Annotated in this window: 15 protein-coding genes and 1 pseudogene; 8 read left to right on the forward strand and 8 right to left on the reverse strand. The window is 38.4% G+C overall.

The annotated features are described in order from the left end of the window. Positions 1-447 precede the first annotated feature (447 nt). Together VB797_RS03905 and VB797_RS03910 are read left to right on the forward strand one after the other, a co-directional pair. A complete protein-coding gene (locus VB797_RS03905; protein ID WP_323236322.1) occupies positions 448-1,599 on the forward strand; it encodes a hypothetical protein in 1,152 nt (383 codons plus the stop codon). Positions 1,600-1,616: 17 nt separating this feature from the next. Further along, on the forward strand, positions 1,617-2,444 hold the full coding sequence (locus VB797_RS03910; protein WP_323236323.1) for a hypothetical protein: 828 nt from the start codon (positions 1,617-1,619) through the stop codon (positions 2,442-2,444). A gap of 222 nt (positions 2,445-2,666) precedes the next feature. On the opposite strand, the gene VB797_RS03915 is transcribed toward VB797_RS03910, so the two are convergent. Together VB797_RS03915 and VB797_RS03920 are read right to left on the reverse strand one after the other, a co-directional pair. Continuing rightward, positions 2,667-4,115: an FAD-binding domain-containing protein gene (locus VB797_RS03915; protein ID WP_323236324.1), complete on the reverse strand. Its 1,449-nt coding sequence runs from the start codon at positions 4,113-4,115 to the stop codon at positions 2,667-2,669. A 192-nt stretch (positions 4,116-4,307) separates the two neighbouring features. After that, complete coding sequence (locus tag VB797_RS03920) at positions 4,308-5,183, reverse strand: hypothetical protein (RefSeq protein WP_323236325.1); 876 nt, start codon at positions 5,181-5,183, stop codon at positions 4,308-4,310. Positions 5,184-5,382: 199 nt separating this feature from the next. On the opposite strand from VB797_RS03920, the gene VB797_RS03925 reads away from it, so the two are divergent. Further along, on the forward strand, positions 5,383-6,159 hold the full coding sequence (locus VB797_RS03925; protein ID WP_323236326.1) for an SDR family oxidoreductase: 777 nt from the start codon (positions 5,383-5,385) through the stop codon (positions 6,157-6,159). Positions 6,160-6,297: 138 nt separating this feature from the next. Here the strand turns inward: VB797_RS03925 and VB797_RS03930 are convergent, their stop codons facing one another. The 3 genes from VB797_RS03930 to ahcY all read right to left on the reverse strand — a co-directional run bounded on the left by VB797_RS03930 (position 6,298) and on the right by ahcY (position 10,123). After that, on the reverse strand, positions 6,298-6,789 hold the full coding sequence (locus tag VB797_RS03930) for a hypothetical protein (RefSeq protein WP_323236327.1): 492 nt from the start codon (positions 6,787-6,789) through the stop codon (positions 6,298-6,300). A gap of 1,011 nt (positions 6,790-7,800) precedes the next feature. Continuing rightward, entirely contained in the window at positions 7,801-8,301 is a 501-nt protein-coding gene (locus tag VB797_RS03935) for a hypothetical protein (RefSeq protein WP_323236328.1), read from the reverse strand. A gap of 544 nt (positions 8,302-8,845) precedes the next feature. Then, the gene (gene ahcY, locus VB797_RS03940) at positions 8,846-10,123 is read right to left on the reverse strand and encodes an adenosylhomocysteinase (protein WP_323236329.1); all 1,278 of its coding nucleotides are present in this window, start codon (positions 10,121-10,123) and stop codon (positions 8,846-8,848) included. A 264-nt stretch (positions 10,124-10,387) separates the two neighbouring features. Here ahcY and VB797_RS03945 point away from each other — a divergent pair, with 264 nt between their 5' ends. After that, positions 10,388-11,983: a mechanosensitive ion channel family protein gene (locus VB797_RS03945; RefSeq protein ID WP_323236330.1), complete on the forward strand. Its 1,596-nt coding sequence runs from the start codon at positions 10,388-10,390 to the stop codon at positions 11,981-11,983. Positions 11,984-12,074: 91 nt separating this feature from the next. Here the strand turns inward: VB797_RS03945 and VB797_RS03950 are convergent, their stop codons facing one another. Further along, positions 12,075-12,377 (reverse strand): WGxxGxxG family protein, encoded by a 303-nt coding sequence (locus VB797_RS03950; protein ID WP_323236331.1) that lies wholly within the window; start codon positions 12,375-12,377, stop codon positions 12,075-12,077. 290 nt (positions 12,378-12,667) lie between these two features. Between VB797_RS03950 and VB797_RS03955 the strand changes: the two genes are divergently transcribed. Then, positions 12,668-12,931 (forward strand): hypothetical protein, encoded by a 264-nt coding sequence (locus tag VB797_RS03955; RefSeq protein WP_323236332.1) that lies wholly within the window; start codon positions 12,668-12,670, stop codon positions 12,929-12,931. 105 nt (positions 12,932-13,036) lie between these two features. Here VB797_RS03955 and VB797_RS03960 read toward each other — a convergent pair whose 3' ends face one another. Both VB797_RS03960 and VB797_RS03965 read right to left on the reverse strand, forming a co-directional pair. Next, positions 13,037-14,185: a glycosyltransferase family 4 protein gene (locus tag VB797_RS03960; protein ID WP_323236333.1), complete on the reverse strand. Its 1,149-nt coding sequence runs from the start codon at positions 14,183-14,185 to the stop codon at positions 13,037-13,039. Positions 14,186-14,474: 289 nt separating this feature from the next. Continuing rightward, complete coding sequence (locus VB797_RS03965) at positions 14,475-15,635, reverse strand: glycosyltransferase family 4 protein (RefSeq protein ID WP_323236384.1); 1,161 nt, start codon at positions 15,633-15,635, stop codon at positions 14,475-14,477. Positions 15,636-16,411: 776 nt separating this feature from the next. On the opposite strand from VB797_RS03965, the gene VB797_RS03970 reads away from it, so the two are divergent. The 3 genes and pseudogenes from VB797_RS03970 to VB797_RS03980 form a co-directional block, all read left to right on the forward strand. After that, positions 16,412-18,625: a hypothetical protein gene (locus VB797_RS03970; RefSeq protein ID WP_323236334.1), complete on the forward strand. Its 2,214-nt coding sequence runs from the start codon at positions 16,412-16,414 to the stop codon at positions 18,623-18,625. A gap of 178 nt (positions 18,626-18,803) precedes the next feature. Continuing rightward, positions 18,804-19,460, forward strand: coding sequence for an HAD-IB family phosphatase (locus VB797_RS03975; RefSeq protein WP_323236335.1), 657 nt, complete (start codon positions 18,804-18,806; stop codon positions 19,458-19,460). A 26-nt stretch (positions 19,461-19,486) separates the two neighbouring features. Next, positions 19,487-19,924 (forward strand): annotated as a pseudogene (locus VB797_RS03980) (DUF4351 domain-containing protein); the annotation flags it as partial. Positions 19,925-19,986: the final 62 nt, after the last annotated feature.

The raw sequence follows: 19,986 nt of genomic DNA on the forward strand, positions 1-19,986 counted from the left end.
TGTCACATTAAGAAAGCGGGGTCATGTATTCGTAGTGGGAGCGTCTCGCTCCCTGGTGGTAACGAGCGACCAAGATGGTCGCACTACGTTAGCCCCTCATAACTTATGTGACGAAGTACTAGCTTGATTTTTCGCTGGTAAGAACAAAATTAAATTTTATTTATTATCTTCATCAGTAATTTTATTCACAACTTTATTGGCATTCTACTTCTAAGTAACAATACTGAAGACAGTTGCTTGATAAAGGTTTAAAAAAGACAATAAATCGACCGAGCTATTCGTTAGCTTCAATTGGTTTATTCAAGCCCGTTAGATAACGTAAGCTTTTTGCAGCATTATCAAAGCATAGTAAAAAAATCTTTCCAATAGGACGATTAATTTATCGGAAATCCTATACAAGATAACTTGTATTTTGAGTGTAAACAGTTAAATATTTTGATCTGAGTAATGCATACAAAAAACATACGTAATAATACTGTTAGTTCATTCTTCTATTTGTGCTTAGGAACAAATATTACAGCCTTCTTATTTGCTTCTATTAGCTTCTGGGTAAAACCTGCATTAGGTACAATAAATCAAGACAATTATTTATCTGAAATTAGCTTAAATACTTATAATTCAAAACACACGGCATCAGCATCAAACTTAAGCATTAATCCCAATTTAAAAATATCCCTCAAACAGACAGAAGCTGAAAAAGCACAATTAAAACCCGTTGCTTTATCTTCCGAATTGTTGATCGGACATAAAGTAAACGAAGGTAAAATCGCAGAGCCAGTGTCTTGTTGCGATATTGATAAAAGCCAAAAAATTGCTCAAACAGATTCTTCTGAAGTAATCGGAGATACTTTGGGAGAAGCGAATAAATTGCGTCAAGAGCTTTTAATTGACCCAATTACCGTAAATGTAGCTACTTTTAACGGCGCACCTGGTTCTACAGCCGGTACACCTTCTGCTTACGGTGCGAGTTGGGGACAAGCTTATGTGGGTGGTGGGTTGTTCTTCCCTTTAGACAAAGGACGTACTGACGGTTCCTTATCAGTGGGATTTGGTTTGGGAGACGCAGTTAAAAGCGTTGGTGTAGAAGTGAATGCGAATATTACCAGCGTCGGTGGTGGTAACAGTAACTTTGATTTTGGAGATAGCGGTTCTTTAGGGTTTAAAGTACATAAATATCTTGGTGACGGTGCAGCTGTTGCTGTTGGTTTCTCAAATCCCGTAACTTGGGGAGATAGCAACAACGCAAAAGACACCATTTATGGAGTCGCGACCAAATCATTTAATTTACAACCCAATAACCCAGACAACAAAATGCCTCTAACCATTTCTTTGGGAGTTGGTAGCGGTAGTTTTCGTTCCAAAGGTGCGATCGTATCTGGTGAAAATCCTGCCAATATCTTCGGTAGTATCGGTATCAGAACCGCTCCCCAAGTGGCTTGGGTAAGTAGCTGGACTGGAAATCGGTTAAATATAGGTGGTTCTTTTGCTCCCTTTAAACAAACTCCCATAGTTATTAACGCTATATTTACCGACGTTACCAATAACTTTGATGACGGTCTTGGTATTAGTTTAAGTGCGGGTTATGCGATTAGGTTTTAAAGGTATAAATACAAATCATGAAAAAACAAAAATTATTCAACTTAAGTTTGACGTTAATAATGATCGCTGCTTCTATTAACGCTATGGCAATAAAAGCTAATGCTGGTGAGGCAAATGCTCAGGGAAGTACCGATGATTCATCTGGTTATTCTGGTGGAAGTTTCAGTCCCCAGAATCAGACAACAAATCCACAAATAGCACCTGATATTAGCAATTTTGTTGAACTTAAAAGCGGTCAAATAACTGTACCACCAACAGTTCAAGCAAGAGTGAATCAAGTTGCTAGTACAGTACTTAACCAAGTTGCTATTGAGGCTATTAATAGTAATGATGGTGGAAATATTAGCTCTTCTGATGGTGATGGAGATAAAACTGTTGGTAATGCTAATGATGGTGAAAATAATACCACAAGCCGCACTGAAGTTTCTCCAACTAGTGTTATTTTTGCTATTCTCGTAAGAGGAACAAATGCAAGTGATGTAATCTCTCAAGTAAAAAATGCTCTTATAGAAGCCGGAGTTAGCGAGACATCAGTTGAAGCACTTATTAATTCTATGCTAGGTATGATTAATTCTCCTTCAGCAGCATTCTCAGGTATTCCTGTAGCTAAACAATTACAACCAGCCCAACTAGTAGCTAGCAATAAAAGTTTAGCAGCAGGTTATTTACTAGCGCAAAATAGTCAACTTAATGTAGATATTAATAAACTAAACTCTGCTATCAATGCTTACAATAATATTATTATAAAAAGCGATACCAAAACTCTCAAAAAACTCGCTGCAAATCCAGAGTTTATGGCAGTTCGGAATATTCTTAATCAATTTAGAACTGCTTTGAATCAGTGAACAGTGAACAGTCATCAGTACAGGACTTACGCAAACACCAGGAACGTAGTGTAGGGAACTTTCGCAAAGATTCTGCGATTACGTTAGTGTAGCGTAAGTCCTACAGTTATCAGTGAAAGGAAAAAGGCGTAGCGTGACGGACTTAAAAGAAAGTCGATAAATTTCATAACCAATCGTTAATAATTGTTCACTGCTCACTGTTCACTGCTCACTGATAACCGTTTACCCCAAACTTTCAACTTTCTCTTTCTGATTTTTATACATTTCCTTAAATACTCTTTGCTGCTGTTTATGCTCGACAATTGGTTCGGGATAACCGACAGCTTGACGTTCTAAAGGTGTAATTTTTCCTGTTACTAAATATTCGGCATCCATTGAACTCAATTCTGGTACCCATTGCCGAATATATTCGCCTTCTGGATCAAATTTTTGCGCTTGAGATGCAGGATTAAAAATTCGTACTGGTTTGGGGTCCATTCCACTAGAAGCGCTCCATTGCCAACCGCCATTATTAGCAGATAAATCGCCATCGATTAATCTTTGCATAAAATATTTTTCGCCTAATTGAGGATTAATTAATAAGTCTTTGGTCAAGAAACTAGCAACAATCATTCGACAGCGATTGTGCATCCAGCCAAGTTCATTTAATTGTCGCATCGCAGCATCAACTATGGGATATCCAGTTTTTCCTTCACACCAAGCTTGAAAATATGATTCGTTGGTTTCCCAAGGAAAGTTTTTGAAAGCATCGCGATAAGCACCTGACGCTAATTCCGGGAAGTGATACATTGCGTGCTGATAAAATTCTCGCCAAGCTATTTCTTTTTGCCAAGTACGGATATTAGTTGCTAATTCATCGCTACGGCTGTTTTCTAATGCGTCTTCGGTAGCTTTCCACACAGTACGAATACCGATCGCACCAAATTTTAAAGCCGCACTTAATCTTGAGGTACCATCAATTGCCGGAAAGTTTCTTTGATGTTGATATTCATTAATCGCGCTGTAACAAAATTCTTCTAACCTTTCTTGCGCTGCTTCTTCTCCTGGTTCGATAACTAATTCTCCATCCCAGTTAAATCCTAAATCTTTCGCAGTCGGTAATTCAAGTACTCCCGCTTTGGTTGCGGTTTGTTGTTCTTCTGCTGTCAATCCCTCGAATCGATCGACAATTTCCACCGGAGAATCTTTCGGCTTACTAATCCAATTCTTCCAAAACGGAGTATAAACTGTGTAGGGGTTATCGGAACCAGTCCGAATCAAGTCTGGTGAATTTAAGATTTGATCCCAATTTTTCTCTAAATACTCAATACCTTGCTCTTGAAGCGCATTGATCGCATCTGCATCTCGCTGCTGAGAGTAAGGTTCCACATCCCAATTCCAAAATACCCCTTTAGCGTTTAAAGCTTTTGCTAACTTAGGAATCGCTTTGACTGGATGATCTTGAAGAATTAATAACTGACTACCCATTTGAGCATATTTTTCTTGGAGTTTCTGCAAACAGCCAATCATATAAGTCACCCTGACTGCTGCAACATCATCCCCCTGGAGAATATTTGGGTCGAGACAAAAAACACCCACCACCTTACGAGTTTTTTCCAATGCTGCGGCAATTCCGGTATTATCAGCAATGCGTAAATCGCGACGATGCCAAAACAAAATTAAATCGGACATATATCTCGTTTTAATAGTTCTATTGTACTAAAATCTAATTGTACACAATACCACCTTTTGTGACTTATTGAAACAGGAATGTAGGGGTTTCATTTGGATTAAATCGTGTATTGAATTGAACCGGAAACGGGACTATTTTATGGTTGATTTTAAAAATTGATCCGGGGATGAAAAAAAATCCCCATATGAACACTATTTTTTTTGAGCAATTGTTTGAAAATAATGCTTATACACCTTTAATTTTGCTTCTGACTTTTTGCTTGCTAATGTTTCTGGAGGAATATTCTCTATGGTATTAATAGTTGCTTCAATTGAAGCGATCGCTAGTTCTTTCTGCTTCTGAGTCTTTGCGATCGTTAACTCAATTTTTGCACTGTTGTAAACTTGTTCTGCTTCTATTAAAGGTATAAAAGCCTGCTTTTCTCTAAACACTTCTGTTTCAACTAACGTTAATTGAGTCCGGATTTTTTTAAAGTCATTAAAATTAAAATTCCAACTACAGTTAAATTTTTCACAATAAACCTCTGGATAATATCCTAAAAACCAAACCGGAATGCTACTCAAGTGTTTTTGTGCGTCTTCAGTTTTATGCTCGACTTGCTGAATATCGGTAAAATTCTCGGCAGAGATAAGTAAGTTTTCTGCTTGTTGAGCGGAATTTTTTGCTCCCCAATAGTGAAAATCCATGCTCAGATAAGAAGGAATCAGCAATATTGGTGCTGTTCTCGCAACCGACCAGCGAATATTGGGATACGGTAAATTAATTATTGTCAATACCCCAGCAGCACTTGCGAAAGCGATCGCCACATATTTAAACTTATGAAAAATACTCGGCTTCCGATTGGATTTTGCAGCTTCCTTAAGAGCCGTTTCGCTGAAGATGGGAAAGACATCCACAACCGCAGCACGCAACTCGTTTAATTTCGCAGGTTTCCCAACTTTTAACCGCAGTTGTTCCAAACGTTTAAGCACAATCTGCTGGTTTTGTTTTCCTTGCTTGTCTTTACTTTTACAAATTTCAATCTCAGCACTTAAAATCTCAAATGCGTTGTTATGAAGACGGTACATTGAAACACCCTGTAATTATTACTCTTACTATTCCCATCTTGAGTAACAAAAATACATCGTAATCTAAAGAAAATCAGGAGTTAGCAATCTATTGCCAATGCCCATTCCCTATTCCCTGTTCTATGACTTTGGATAGGTAGAACTGAGTGCCAATATTGTTACCCTTTGTAAGGTAATTAACAAATATGTATTAATAAAAATGCCAACAGCCTTAATTACTGGTGCTTCCGGTGGTATCGGTAAAAGTTTTGCACAGAAACTTGCTGCACAGAATACAAACCTGATTATTGTTGCACGTTCGGAAGATAAACTGAATGCTCTTGCTCAACAGCTACGAGAGCAACACAACATTCAAGTAGACGTTATTGCCAAGGATTTGACTCAACCATCAGCGGTTCAGGAAGTGTTCGATGCTACGGTAGCCAAAGGATTGACCGTTGATTTACTGATCAACAACGCAGGATTTGGAGATTACGGTGAATTTGTTCAAACCGATGGCGATCGCCAAGTGCAAATGGTGCAGTTAAATAATGTAGCGCTGGTAGATTTAACCCACAGGTTTTTACCGCAAATGCGCGTTCGACGTTCGGGAAGCATTATCAATGTATCGTCAATTGCTGCATTCCAACCCATACCATATTTATCAGTTTACGCTGCGAGTAAAGCTTTTGTTAGGAGTTTCAGCGAAGCATTATGGGCAGAAAATCGTCGATATGGAGTGCGTGTTTTAGTAGTTTGTCCCGGACCTACAGAAACCAACTTTTTCAATGAAGCAAATTTTCCTCCCGCACTAGCACGCAACGCTCAAGGTATGACTACCCCCGAAGAAGTCGTAGACCAAACCTTGAAAGCTTTAGATGAAGGACGTGTAAATGTCGTAGTTGGTAGTATCGCATCTAAATTCCTTACTAAGCTATCGTCGATAGTTCCTAGAGAAACTTTGCTGAATTTATTAGAAAAACAGTTTAAGTCTTAGGTCATTAGCGCCAAATTGCCCTAACTCTGGAAGAGTGGGGCTACACAAACAAAGCTCCTCCGGATTCACCACCTGCTTGGGCTACATTCGGCGCATCTTTATATAGTATTAGAACGTTTTATATTTAGACCTGATTTATCAACTGATTAAGCGCTGTTGTAAAGCTCGGAAATAAGCCTTAATAGGAATTTGATAAACTTCTATAAATAGCCAAATAATAATTGTTAAATGAGAAAAGAATGTTAGCAATGTCCAAATATAAGGAACCCAAGATAAAGGAGCGTTTGGGTCTGGAGGCAAATTATAGGCAACTAATCCGATTATTGTGGTGGGAAGTAGTACAAAAGCAAGTGTTGCGAGTATATAACCCCAGCCAAACTCAATCCCTTCTAGATGAGCTTCTGTCCAGTAAAAGCCATTCCATCGCCAAATCAAGGGAGGCTCCCGTGAAGGCATTTTTAGTTGTTGTTGTTCTAAACTGACTGTAAAAATTTGATGACAAAAATCACAGGACATTGCCTCCATTAAAGGCATATTTTGAACTTTTCCTACTCTACACACCGGACAGGGATAAACTCCTTTATAGTCCAATGGAGTCGCCAATATTTTAGAATTTTTGATTTTAAACATCAGTTCTTAGTAGTTAAAATTAGGTTTGCCTTTATAAGATGAGGAACTAAGAGGTAAGGAAGACGAGACTTAAAACTACTTTCTTTAGTATTGAAATTGAACGTAAAGTTTGAGAAGCCCTCAAAATACAAGCTTACCTTACTATTTATTTACAAGACATTCATTTTATCTTTAGTCGGATTTGCGAGCCGAAAAGCTCGTTCTTGACAATCAGGTCTCCTTACGGTTCCACGGAAAACGAACACCTCATAACTTATGTGGTACTTCACCACATTAATGAAGGCGGGGTATTTGTAGTGTCGGAGTGCCATTCCCTGGTAGTAACTAGCGAGCGAGACGCTTGCGCTTCGCGCACACTTCGTGAACGCACTACGCTAACCCCTCATAACTTATGTAGTGAACTACTAATATTCCACCACATTAATGAAGGCGGGGTAAAACATTCGTAGTGCGACCATCTTGGTCGCTCGTTACAATTAGCGAGCTAAAAGCAACCAGCGAGCGAGCTAAAAGCAACCAGCGAGCGGGCTAAAAGCAACCAGCGAGCGGGCTAAAAGCAACCAGCGAGCGTCCCGCGATCTATTGGTCACGAGCGAGCGGGACGCTCGCACTACCAGACACCCCTCATAACTTATGTGGTGGAGTACTAGTAGCAAATCCTATTTTCTTTTTGGTTTAGAGTCGTAGGAGAAAATCGTATAAACAATTATTTTTCAAATGGGCAGTTTTGCTTCTTTTGATACGGTGAATTACTCTCTTCTTTTAAGAGGAAATCTAGAACGAACAAAGAAGTCATTCTATTTACTCTAAGGATAAATCCCAAACTAATAATGCCAAACTGGCAGCTAAACCTTATTCAAACCATCAAATTATGATAAAGTTTTTTGAAGATATAGGTTTTGAGCAAGTAGGTTAGCATAGCCAAATCTTAGTTATGACAAGGAAATAGAAAGTAGAAGTAAGGCTTTGAGCTTAACTGAAAATTTTTGATTGCGTAAGTCCTGAAATAATTCAAAAAGCCACATTTGATGAATAAGCTGCTAATTTGCACAATAATTCTTCATAAGTCATATGAGTAATTATAGGTACTACAACATTAGATATTGCTTTTTCAATCGAATCTAATACCTTATTTAAAGCGTTTAATATTTCTGAAATCAATCTTTTCTGGTGTCGTTCCGATTGTGTTTTGCAGGCTTTGTTGATGTTTTTGATAACTTTATCCATTGCTTTGACTGCATGGGGAATTTTTGCCCGAAATAATGCATCTTTAGCTGATTCTAAAAATAAAAATACAGTGGTTAAATCGCGTACTTCAATCTTGCTAACAGACATTTCTAATGGCTTCATTACATCTACAGCATCTTTTAGATGAATGATAGCTTCGTACAAATCTTCAAGGTCAACTTCAGCTTTAGAGACTTCAGAAATCCAGAACAAGCTTAAATAGCGATCGCGAATTATATTGGCTTGTGCTAACACATTGACGATTTTCCCAAACTTTATATTCATAGGATTAAAGACACTGTATATAAATGAGTCATTTAAGACTTACGTAAAGCCCAGGGTGATATCAACCGGCAGGAGATTACGTAAATCCTATTCTTAAAAAGGAAGCTCAATATCCTTGAAGTTTATTTTTTCTCCTAAGTAGGTTGGCGTTGAAAATTGTAATTAGGACAAGGGAGTAGGAGTAAGGCTTTTAATCCAATTTACATTTTGTTACATAGTTCGGTTTATTTGTGCCAACTTACTTGAATGGTTAATCTCAATCTAAAATAGTGTAGCTTAAAGAAAAACAATTAGCAGATAATAAATCGATGTAAATAATTCAGTTAAAACAATTACAAATCCATCAAAATTATATATTTTTTAGATGCTTTTTTGGCTTTATCTAAATAGTTTTGACTTGGGTTTGTGGAAAGTAAATAATGATCCAGCAATTGTCAAGTCGCAATTAGAGATATTTTTAATTAATCAGCAAAAAAAAAGACGGGCATTATAGCCCGTCCAGTATAAAAATAAAATTTAATTCCAAGTTGGAATCAAATTAAAATTAGGTTCCAGAAGTCCAAGAATTCATGTACTCAATTTGTGCTGAAGTCAAAGTATCAATCTTGATTCCCATTGCTTCCAACTTCAAACGAGCAATTTCTTTGTCTACTTCTTCAGGAATTGAGTACAAACCAGGTTCGAGTTTACCTTTGTTCTTGGCAAGGTATTCGCAAGCCAAAGCTTGGTTAGCAAAACTCATGTCCATCACCGCGCTGGGATGTCCTTCAGCAGCGGAGAGATTAATCAAACGTCCTTCACCGAGGACAACAACCGATTTGCCACTAGGCAACTTATACTCTTGAGTGAAAGGACGAACATCTTTAACTTCTTTAGCCTTTGCACCCAAGGATTTGAGGTCAATTTCAATGTCAAAGTGACCGGAGTTACAAACAATCGCACCGTCTTTCATCACGTCGAAGTGTTCGGGACGAATTATGTGCTTGTTACCAGTAACGGTAATGAACAAATCACCTTGAGATGCAGCTTCCGCCATTGGCATGACGCGGAAACCATCCATTACTGCTTCAATTGCTCTGATGGGGTCAACTTCAGTAACAACTACGTTACCACCCATACCTCTAGCACGAAGCGCACAACCTTTACCGCACCAGCCGTAACCAGCAACAACAATGCACTTACCAGCTAACAAAATATTGGTAGCGCGGATAATTCCATCGAGGGTTGATTGTCCGGTACCGTAGCGGTTATCGAAGAAATGCTTGGTGTCAGCGTCGTTGACGTTCATCGCCGGGAATGTTAATACGCCATCATTTAACATCGCACGCAGGCGAACAATTCCGGTTGTGGTTTCTTCTGTAGTACCGATCAGATCGGAAAGTTGATTTTTACGGTCTTTTACTAAGGTTGCAACTACATCAGAACCGTCATCAATGATGATATTGGGGCGGTGATCTAAAGCAATTTCAACGTGGCGCTTATAGGTTTCGTCATCTTCGCCTTTAATAGCAAAGATTGGAATTTCATGGTCAGCTACAAGACTTGCAGCTACGTCATCTTGAGTTGATAGGGGATTACTCGCAATTAGCAGTGCATCCGCACCACCAGCTTTTAGCGCGATCGCCAAATGTGCTGTTTCTGTGGTGATGTGAGAACAAGCTACTAAACGGAGTCCTGCGAATGGCTTTTCTTTAGCAAAGCGATCGCAAATTTGTCGTAGAACAGGCATTTCACGTCCAGCCCATTCGATACGTTGTCTTCCCAAAGCAGCTAAGCCAAGGTCTTTAACCTCGTGCTTTAATCTGGGAGTTGTTGCAGTCATTAAATAGTCCTCTTTTTGATAAAAATGTTGCGTCTAATCTAAACGCACTTTACTAGATTAAACCAAGTCTGACAAACAAGGAGCTTGATTTGTATCTATTTTATTAATTACATAAGTTTTTTCACTATCTTTACTTAAAGTCAATGTATCTATTGTCACTTTATAATGAGTAATTAAGTTAAAACTTGCCTATTGATAGGTACATTTACAAGAACTATTTGCCAAAATCTATTTCAGTTAATTCAAAAAAAAGGAGGTCTTTATTTGCGCTACCGATTTATTATTATTGCTTTATGTTCAATCTTGATAACTGTGGGCATTGATGCCAAGGTCGGAATGGCACAAATTCCTTTTTTACCTCAAATACAAACACCTTCATTAGATATCAAAGATTTAGAAAATAAAGTTGTTAGTGGTTGGGTTTATTTGGATGGTCGGCGTTTGTTTCAAATAGCTGCTCCCAGAGGGAGCATTAGTGAACGGCTGCAAAATATCAATCAAAAACTGGCTAAAATTAGCAAAAACTATCTGCGCTCGGATAATGCCAAGCTGAATATTGAAGCGCGGACTCAAAACGGACTACCAGTAATTTACGTCAACGACCAATATCTCTTAACTGTCACCCAAGAAGATGCAAAACTACGACAGGTTGAACCTCAAATTTTGGCTGAGAGTTTGAAGCAAGATATTAAGGACAGTTTAGAACAGGCGAAACTGGAGCGACAACCAGAGTTTCTCATTGATCGCAGCAAAATAGCTACGGCTGTTTTTGGGGGAATGATTCTCATGAGTTGGGGAGTTCGGCGCTTATCATACCGTTCCAAACGGAATTTTATGGTTAGACCCCCAACCTCAGATATACGAGTAGATAAACCAATTACAACACAACTGAGCCATCAGCAAAATCGGCATATTTTAGAAGTAAAGCGACGATTCTTTCAGCTAACTCAGGCTGTAATCTGGACGGGTGGAACTTTATTCATGCTGAGTTTATTTCCTTACACGCGAGCAATTGAAGTCGGAATTATCGCTGTCTTGCGGATTCCTTTAAGATTGAGTGTTGTAGGAGTGGGAACTTATGTAGCGATTCGCCTCACCTATCTTTTAATTGACCGTTTTACCACTGCTTTCGTCCGAAGCAGTACTTTAATAACTCCAGAAACTTCCGAAAGACTGCAACTACGAGTTTCTACTATATCTGGTGTATCAAAAGGTATTATTACTCTTTTGTGGCTGGCAATTGGTGTTTTGGTGGCGTTGACGGCTTTAGGAATAGATATCGTTCCTTTATTAGCAGGTGCAAGTTTAATCGGTGTTGCCCTTTCTTTGGCTTCTCAAAGCTTGATTAAAGATGCAATCAACGGCTTTTTAATTATTGTAGAAGACCAGTACGCTTTGGGTGACGTAATTAACGTGGGTGACGTGGGGGGATTAGTAGAAAACCTCAACTTACGCATAACACAGTTGCGCGATGCAGAAGGACGTTTAATTACGATTCCCAATAGTGAAATAAAAATAGTTGCGAACCTTTCAAGTCGCTGGTCACGGGCGGATTTGACCATTCCGATCGCTTATCAAACCTCGATTGACCAAGCCTTAGAATTAATTGAAACTGTTGGTTTAGAAATGGATAAAGATGCGCGATGGGAACATCAAATTATCGAACCACCTGATGTTTTAGGAATTGATAACTTTGGCGATCGCGGTTTAATAATTCGCGTCTGGATTAAAACCCAACCCCTCAAACAGTGGGATGTAGCCAGAGAATATCGTCATCGTCTCAAAGTTGCCTTCGATAAAGCTGGAATTTCCATTCCCGTACAACAACAATCTGTTTGGCTCAATTCAATGAACAATTAACAATCATCAGTTACTTCTGCTTCCTCTACTCCATTTTAAAAGGGAATCAATTGTCTGAAATTGATTCCCCCCTCAGCGTATTATTAGTAACTCAATATCTCGTGGATGTTCCTGTAGTACCAGTTCCGGTAACATCGTTAGGGTCGCGATAAGCTACTGTTTCGTTACGTTTGTTACGACCTCCTAATCCTGCTAAGCCTAACAAACCTAATAAACCTAACCATCCCCAATCAAAGCCGTCTTTCTCTTGAACTGCGATCGTTCTATTGGTATCTACACCTACAGGGTTTGTTTGATCTGTTTGAGCAGATGCAGGAAGCGATAAAGGTAAAGCAGCTAAACTAACAGCGAAAGCACTAGCACAAAGAGTTTTAGACAAATTGGTAATTTTCATGGTGATTTTTCCAAGGGTTACTAATCAACACAATAAATCTTGCTGCTTCATCTTTACTCTCACCGTAGGAATAAACTCATCTCATCCCTTAGCAACAAGCTTCTTCATCAGTAAATAATTTGTTAATTCCCCATAAACAAGCAATAAAAGGGTTCTTGACGCGAATTACCCGCTTCTGTAGCAAAAAATTCGTCTACTCCTCAAGAAATATTGGCATTTTAATACATATGTACTAAAATCATAAAAATGGCTCTATAGAAGACCTTGAGAAAATAAATAAAATTTGTCCTATGGTTAAGCACTTTATTCTCAGTATCAACCCTACAGCGAAGCACGAATGGGATAGATGTATTTTGCGTGACGTGCTTAGTTCTAAACGTCCAGATATTGCCAAGCTAATAGCTGAAACTGTTGATGCTGATGGCGGCAATTATTTGATTAGCGTAAATATAGATGTAGAAGTTTTGCAGCAAGAAAAAGCACCAGTTGCAGAACAGTTACAGTTTTCGTTCCCCGAAGCATCGCAAAAGCCCCAGTTAAGAGAAGCTGCGTGAAGGTAAGGGATGGGGAGATGGGGAGATGGGGAGATGGGGGGACAATATCACCCTCTGGGTAACACTGCGCTACGCAATTACCAATTACCAATTACCAATTACCCATTACCCATTACCAATGCCCAACTCTTGTAATAGTTGAGCAATTTGCCGATCAATATTTGCTACATTAAATCTTTGACTGGCGGTGTTGCGGGCTGTTTCCGCGATGGCGGCAGTCTTTTGCTTGTCAGATAGGCAGGTGTTGATAACTTTGGTAAGCTCTTGGGGATTTCCCGGAGTCGCTAGAAAACCGTTTATACCAGGTTCTACTAACTCAACTGCACCACCTGATGCTGCTGCAACTACGGGGGTTCCCGATAGCATGGCTTCTACAATTACTCTTCCAAAAGGTTCGGGAGCGGTGGAGGTGTGAGCAACTAGGTCGCAAGCTGCCATTAAAAGGGGAATATCGTGACGAAAACCTAAAAATTTGACTCGGTTTTGTAGTTCTAATTTGTCAATTTGCTGGTGTAGCTGTTTGACGTAATCTTGTTCGCCAAATAAAGCATCTCCAACTAAGATTACCGCAACTTCTGGCGGACATTTGGCGATCGCTTCAATTAATATATGTTGTCCCTTCCAAGGTGCAAGACGGCTGAAGTGTCCGACGACAAATTTATCATCGAGTTCTAATTTTTCTCTAAGTTGCTTAACTTCAGATTCTTGACTTATATAATTTTGGGGATCAAAACCGTTGTAAACAATTTCTACCTTATCGGCTTTCCCACCTGCTTCGATAAAGGCTTTTTTACTAGCTTGGGAATTAACAATAACTAACGATGCGCGATTTGCTAAAGTAACTGAAATGCGACGGTTAGTTTGACTAAAGTGTTCGGGTGAAAGAATATCGTGGAGGTGAAAGACTAGAGGACGATTGCTAAAAAAGCTGGCGATCGCACCTACCACTAATGCTTTTTGGGTATTTGCGTAGATTAAATCGTAATTACGAGCAATTTTTATTACTTTGCTAATTAAAGGTGCAAGTTGAGTAATGCTTGCCAATCCTTGACTAAGAGAACTTTCTTTTTTAACCTGTATAGCTTGACTAGTTAAAACTTTTACCGGAATATGATTTTTTTCTAATAAATCCTTAAAAGAACCATCCGCAAATAATCCCACCAAACAATCATTTTGATACGGCTTGGCAATATCGATTAAACATAATTCGGCACCACCAGGTTTACCGCTTTGATCTAAGAATAAGATTTTCATATTTTAACAGGGAGTAGGGAGTAGGGGAGATGGGGGGATGGGGGGATGGGGAGATGGGGGGATGGGGAGATGGGGGGACAAGGGGACAAGGGGAAGAATAACTAACTCTTAACTGATTGGTGAGCTTGTCGAACCATTAACTCCTCACTCCCCACTCCCTACTCCCTACTCCTAACTATTGTTCACCAAGGTAAATAATTATATTTGAAGCAACCTTGTAATAGTTACAAGAAAATTCCCCAGGTGAAGGGACATACCTTACACTTAAAAGATGCTTTCTATATTTTATTTACGTTAAAATAACTTTTCTCACTTGTTGAGCAATTTTATCCCAATCGAAGTTGTCAACTGCATACTCGCGGCATTCTTTTCGTGAAGGTTTGGTGATTTCACCTAAAAATACCTGTTCCAATTTCTTCGCGATCGCATTTACTTCAATTGACTCTGTAATTAATTCGGGTGAAAATGGTTCGAGAATTTCTGGCATTCCACCGACGGGGGTACAGATGACGGGAGTACCGCAAGCGAGAGATTCTACTATTGCTAATCCGAAACCTTCAAAGGATTGTGAAGGCATTATTGATAGGTCTGCTGCTTGATAAGCGACTGGTAACAGTTCGTCGGGTAAGAAACCTAAAAAATTCACGTTGTCTTCGAGTCCTAATTCTACAACCTGTTGCTGTAAGCTATTTTGTAACGGTCCTCGTCCGGCGATCGCCAAATATATATCGGGAATTTTTGGTTTAATTTGAGCTATTGCTGTAAGCAGTTTATCAAGTCCGACACGATGGACTAAACGTCTCGATGTAAACAAAGTCGGACGTTCTAGCGACCATCCCAGTTTAGTACGTGCTTCTGCGATTGATAAGTCGGGTTTGAAACTATTAATATCAACTCCACCTGGGATTACGTGAATTTTCTCCCAAGGAATCTGGTACTGTTGATGCAGAATATTACCGAACGCTTTACTCAGAACTATGAAGCGATCGCAGCGTTGATAAGTTCTTTGTTCTACGAAGGATTTTTTCAGCAAAGCTGTAATGCTATCAACTCCTTCTTGCTGAGATTCGGATGCCCAAGGACCGTGAAAATTGAAGGTTATTGGCACATCTGCGGGTAATAAGTCCAATATTGGCAGGCTATATAAGGCAAAGTGCAGGTTTACTGCATCTGGCTTGGTTATCCTGGTTTTTTTAAAGTTATTTCTTACCGACCACAATCTTTTTAATATAGAAGTGTCTGGTGCGGCTAAATTTGTCATCGTCATGGATAGGTTAGCATCATCGGGTAAACCTACCCCGCATAATTCTACTTGGTCTTTCTTAGCTAATCTCAGTGTAAGTTCGTAAACATACCTCTCCAAACCTCCGGGAGTTTTGGGAAACCAACCCAAACCCAAGCAAAGTATGGATGCAGGTTTTACCGATGTATACTTTCTTTCATTACATATCACTTTTTACTGCTCCCATGTAACTCATAAAATTTTCCTATAATCTTCAATTTAATATCTACTCGAAGTTGTGTTTCTGGTTTTTTTAGTATCTTATAGATATAAGTTAAACGACATGATTCGTCTAATTTTAACTTGTTTATACCTATTTTTCAGAGAATCGAAAATTCTGTAACATGGTGCTGAAAGATGATTAAGACCAATATAGATTATTAATAGCTTACGATCTATAACTTTTTCGTATGTATAAAAAAGCATTTTAATTCTTAATATTATGTATCAATAAATACAGAATAATCTATGTACTGACAATAATATCTATTTTCCTATTTCATTTTGAAAATCATCAATATTTATTTGAATTTTTTGTGTTAATTTCATGAATTTTGTGTAAAACAAATCCAAACTTTGCAATTCCTTATATCCTTATTGATGAAAGCTGAATTACAAAGCTTTGGCTTAATCTAAAGTATAAGGTAGTTGGAATCATAAAATGTTTAATTATTGTCATTTTTATATATTTAACACATATTTTCTTTATTAGATAAAATAAGATATAAATCAAATAAGATATGAAATCAATTTGATTAATGAATCCTAGCTTTTTTATCGATAAAGACTATTTAACTCTACTAGTTAACCATATACTCTATATTCTAGATATAACAAATGTCTATTCTTTCTATATATATCTTTGATAGATACTATTAAAAAGAAGATTGTATATAGATAAAAGGCAACAAATAAAGAAGTTTATGAATAAAATATTGGCAAAAATGAACAGATTCTCTCAGAAACAAAAAAAGCGATTGTTTAGAATTTATTCGTATATTCAAAGTTTATTCAGTAATGGAAACATTAAATATCGTAAAACTGAGAAATTTTTGTTAATCTTGAGTGCTGTTATAGCTGTTTCTATTATCGTTGCAATTCATTTGGACGGAAAAATAACCTCTGCTGCTTCTTCATCACGCTATATAACTTCGTGGATTGGAAATAGTTTCGGGGGTGGAGATAAGTGGGTGCAAATTCAAGTTAGCGGAATGTATGTTGCTCCCGACGGAACTATTTATACGAATAGTTTATGGGATGAAGCAGGAAGAGAAGTTGGGATTTATCGCAACGGAGATGTAATTGGTAAAGCTGAGGATTTACACGGATGGGGAAGAAACGGTGGGGTTGCCATTACCGCAGATAAAAAATATATTTATGTGGCAATGAAGCAATCGGCAATTGATGAAAAAAAAGATGGGTTTCCACCTAAAGGAACTGATTGGTATTGTGTACGACGTTACGATTTAAATGGAAAACCTGCACCTTTTGCAAATGGGAAGGGGTGGGATAAAAGTATGTTAGTTGTGAGTAATAATTCGGAAGTTAACGGACTCGCAACTGTAGGTAGTGAGCTATTTGTTAGCGATAGTGCGGCGAATAAAGTTCGCGTTTACGATGCCGATACGATGCAGGAATTACGTAGTTTTAATTTAGCAAAACCCGGAAATATTGCTGTCGATAAAACAGGTAATTTATGGATAATTCAAGATAATCAAGTTGTAAGTTATTCAAAACAAGGAAAACAGTTACCGGGAGTTATTTCCGGATTAGATAAACCGAGTGCAGTTGCTATCGATAATCGCGGTAGACTTTTAATTGTGGAAAATGGTTTAAGTCAACAAGTTCTAGTTTACGATATTAATAATAAACCAAAACAAATTGATAAGTTTGGTGAAAAAGGTGGTATTTATGCAGGGATTCCTGGAGAAGTAAAAGATTTTAAATTTTACGGTATTTCGGGAGTTGGTAGCGACAGTTGGGGCAATATTTATGTTAGTAATGATGGGTTTGAACGTTCTGGAGTAGATTTACGCAAGTTTTCAGCATCAGGTAAATTACAGTCGCAGTTATTAGGGCTGCAATTTCTCGACAATGCTGACGTAGATCCACAAACAAATGGCTTGGATGTGTATACTAAGAACGAACGGTTTGTAATGGATTACAGCAAGCCACCTGGGAAAGAAGCCAATTACAAAGGTTACACTTTAAACGCTTTCAAATATCCCCAAGACCCCCGTTTGCATATCCCTTCAGATGCACCATTTGTACGTCATATTCAGGGTAAAACGTTTTTATATTTGACAGATATGTACGGTGGAAAGCTGCAAATCTACCGTTTCAACAAACAAACCGATGGTGAAATTGCCATACCTTCAGGAATGTTTATCGGTACTAATCCAGAGGGTAAACAAGCTATCGGAGGTGATTTTCCTCCTTTTCAACCAACATCCGGAGAATGGATTTGGCGCGATCGCAACGGTAACGGTGCATTTGACCAAGACGAATACGAAAAAAGTGAAGATTACCCCTATATTGGGGGATGGTGGGTAGATAGTAAAGGCGATATTTGGAAAACTTTACGTACTCAAGACGGTGTGGGGATTCGTCATTTTCCTTTACAAGGATTGGATAAAAACGGAAACCCGATTTACAGCTACAGCAAGATGAAAAAAATCGGTCATCCGAAAATATTTGGTGACTTACGCAGGATAGAATATTTCCCCGAAACCGACACCATGTATTTATCAGGTTACACTCCAGATAATCCAGCCATAAATAGTGATTACGCGAAATTAATCGGCTCAGAAATCGCTCGTTACGACAACTGGAGTCAAGGAAATCGCACCCCAAAATGGCGGATAGTGCTTCCTGTAGATAAAAGCGCACCTCCAGAAGTATTGAATCCAGCCGCAATGAGTATAGCTGGGGACTACATATTTGCCGTTACCGTGAAGAAAGCCGAAGTTTACGTTTATGATGCGAAGACGGGAAGACAGGTGAGGATTTTGAAACCGGGGCCAGAAGTATTTGGGGAAACTGGTTGGGTTGATATACCTTATGGTGTGCGGGCTTTTCAGCGTAAAAACGGCGAGTATTTGGTGTTTGTTGAGGAAGACGCTAAAGCTAAGGTAATAATGTACAGATTTAATGGTTAAATTCATTTGAGAAGAACAATTGGGGGATTCTCCCCCCCACTTGTATGTCAGTGCGATCGCGTTTTCACAAATTGCAGCTTTGATTTTATCTACTAATAATTAGCAACTATCTATCAACAACCAAAACTTGATAATATACTGATGTTTATGGCTTTTGCAGTTTCAGCCAACAAAAAATATGTCAAGTCAACACGATAAAATTATTATTTTTGATTGCGATAGTACTTTAAGTAGTATTGAAGGAGTTGATGAGTTAGCGCGTGTAGCAGGTGAAGAAGCAACTCAAGAGATTGAGAAAATGACTGCTGAAGCAATGGAAGGTAAAATTACTTTAGAAAGTATCTTTGCACAACGTTTATCAATTATTCAACCTACTGCCGATTCTGTCTCGGAAGTTGGTAAATTATATATTGAAACTGTGGAACCTTCAGCAAAGCAAGTTATTGCAACTTTAAAAAACCGAGGTTGGACACCAATTATTTTAAGCGGTGGTTATCGTCAAGCAATCAAACCTTTAGCCGATTATCTGGGTGTAGAATTAATCGAAGCCGTTGACCTTTATTTTCACGAAAATGGCAGCTATCGCGACTTTGACCGTAATTATCCCTCAACTCGCTCCGGTGGTAAACCCGAAGTTGTCAAAAGTTTACGAGATCAATATTCACCTGACAAAATTGTGGCGATCGGTGATGGTGTCAGCGATTTAGAAAGTAAATCTGTTGTCGATATGTTTATCGGTTTTGGTAGATATGCAGTCAGAGAAAAAGTTAAACAAGAAGCCGATTATTTTATTACTGATTTACAAGAAATTATTTATTTAGTTGATAATTGGTAATTGGTAATTGGTAATTGGTAATCGTTTTATTTCTGAATAACTTGGCATTATTACCCTTAGCACCTTTGTGTCAAACTGATTCCCCACAAGCTTTATTATCGCAAGTTGCTGAGGAAGTCGCTAAAATTTCAGATAGGGAGACGAGGCACAATACAGCAGCGTACACTGAGATTTTAGCTGGTTTACGGTTTGAGAAAAGTTTGATTCGTCAGTTATTAAGCGAGGATATTATGCAGGATTCAGTTATTTATCAAGATATTTTACAGAAGGGAGAGCAAAAGGAAGCTTTTCGCTTTCTTCATCGACAATTAAATCGACGGTTTGGTGAGATAGATTCATCAATAGTTGAACGTATTCGGGTATTGTCTACCGAACAATTAGAAGTGTTAGGTGAAGAATTTTTAAGCTTTTCAAATGTCTCATATTTAGTTACTTGGCTTGACGAAAATGTGAGTAGTTTGTAGGTTGGGTTAGGTTCACGGTTCTATATAGTTCTAAACGAATAATTTAGATTTGAACCGTAATT

Origin of the sequence: Rivularia sp. UHCC 0363, from assembly GCF_034931125.1 — a bacterium.
Taxonomy (GTDB): Bacteria; Cyanobacteriota; Cyanobacteriia; order Cyanobacteriales; family Nostocaceae; genus Rivularia.

Coding starts and splice junctions, on each gene's coding strand:
- VB797_RS03905 (WP_323236322.1), top strand. CDS start 448: ATGCATACAAAAAACATACGTAATAATACTGTTAGTTCATTCTTCTAT.
- VB797_RS03910 (WP_323236323.1), top strand. CDS start 1,617: ATGAAAAAACAAAAATTATTCAACTTAAGTTTGACGTTAATAATGATC.
- VB797_RS03915 (WP_323236324.1), bottom strand. CDS start 4,115: ATGTCCGATTTAATTTTGTTTTGGCATCGTCGCGATTTACGCATTGCT.
- VB797_RS03920 (WP_323236325.1), bottom strand. CDS start 5,183: ATGTACCGTCTTCATAACAACGCATTTGAGATTTTAAGTGCTGAGATT.
- VB797_RS03925 (WP_323236326.1), top strand. CDS start 5,383: ATGCCAACAGCCTTAATTACTGGTGCTTCCGGTGGTATCGGTAAAAGT.
- VB797_RS03930 (WP_323236327.1), bottom strand. CDS start 6,789: ATGTTTAAAATCAAAAATTCTAAAATATTGGCGACTCCATTGGACTAT.
- VB797_RS03935 (WP_323236328.1), bottom strand. CDS start 8,301: ATGAATATAAAGTTTGGGAAAATCGTCAATGTGTTAGCACAAGCCAAT.
- ahcY (WP_323236329.1), bottom strand. CDS start 10,123: ATGACTGCAACAACTCCCAGATTAAAGCACGAGGTTAAAGACCTTGGC.
- VB797_RS03950 (WP_323236331.1), bottom strand. CDS start 12,377: ATGAAAATTACCAATTTGTCTAAAACTCTTTGTGCTAGTGCTTTCGCT.
- VB797_RS03955 (WP_323236332.1), top strand. CDS start 12,668: ATGGTTAAGCACTTTATTCTCAGTATCAACCCTACAGCGAAGCACGAA.
- VB797_RS03960 (WP_323236333.1), bottom strand. CDS start 14,185: ATGAAAATCTTATTCTTAGATCAAAGCGGTAAACCTGGTGGTGCCGAA.
- VB797_RS03970 (WP_323236334.1), top strand. CDS start 16,412: ATGAACAGATTCTCTCAGAAACAAAAAAAGCGATTGTTTAGAATTTAT.
- VB797_RS03975 (WP_323236335.1), top strand. CDS start 18,804: ATGTCAAGTCAACACGATAAAATTATTATTTTTGATTGCGATAGTACT.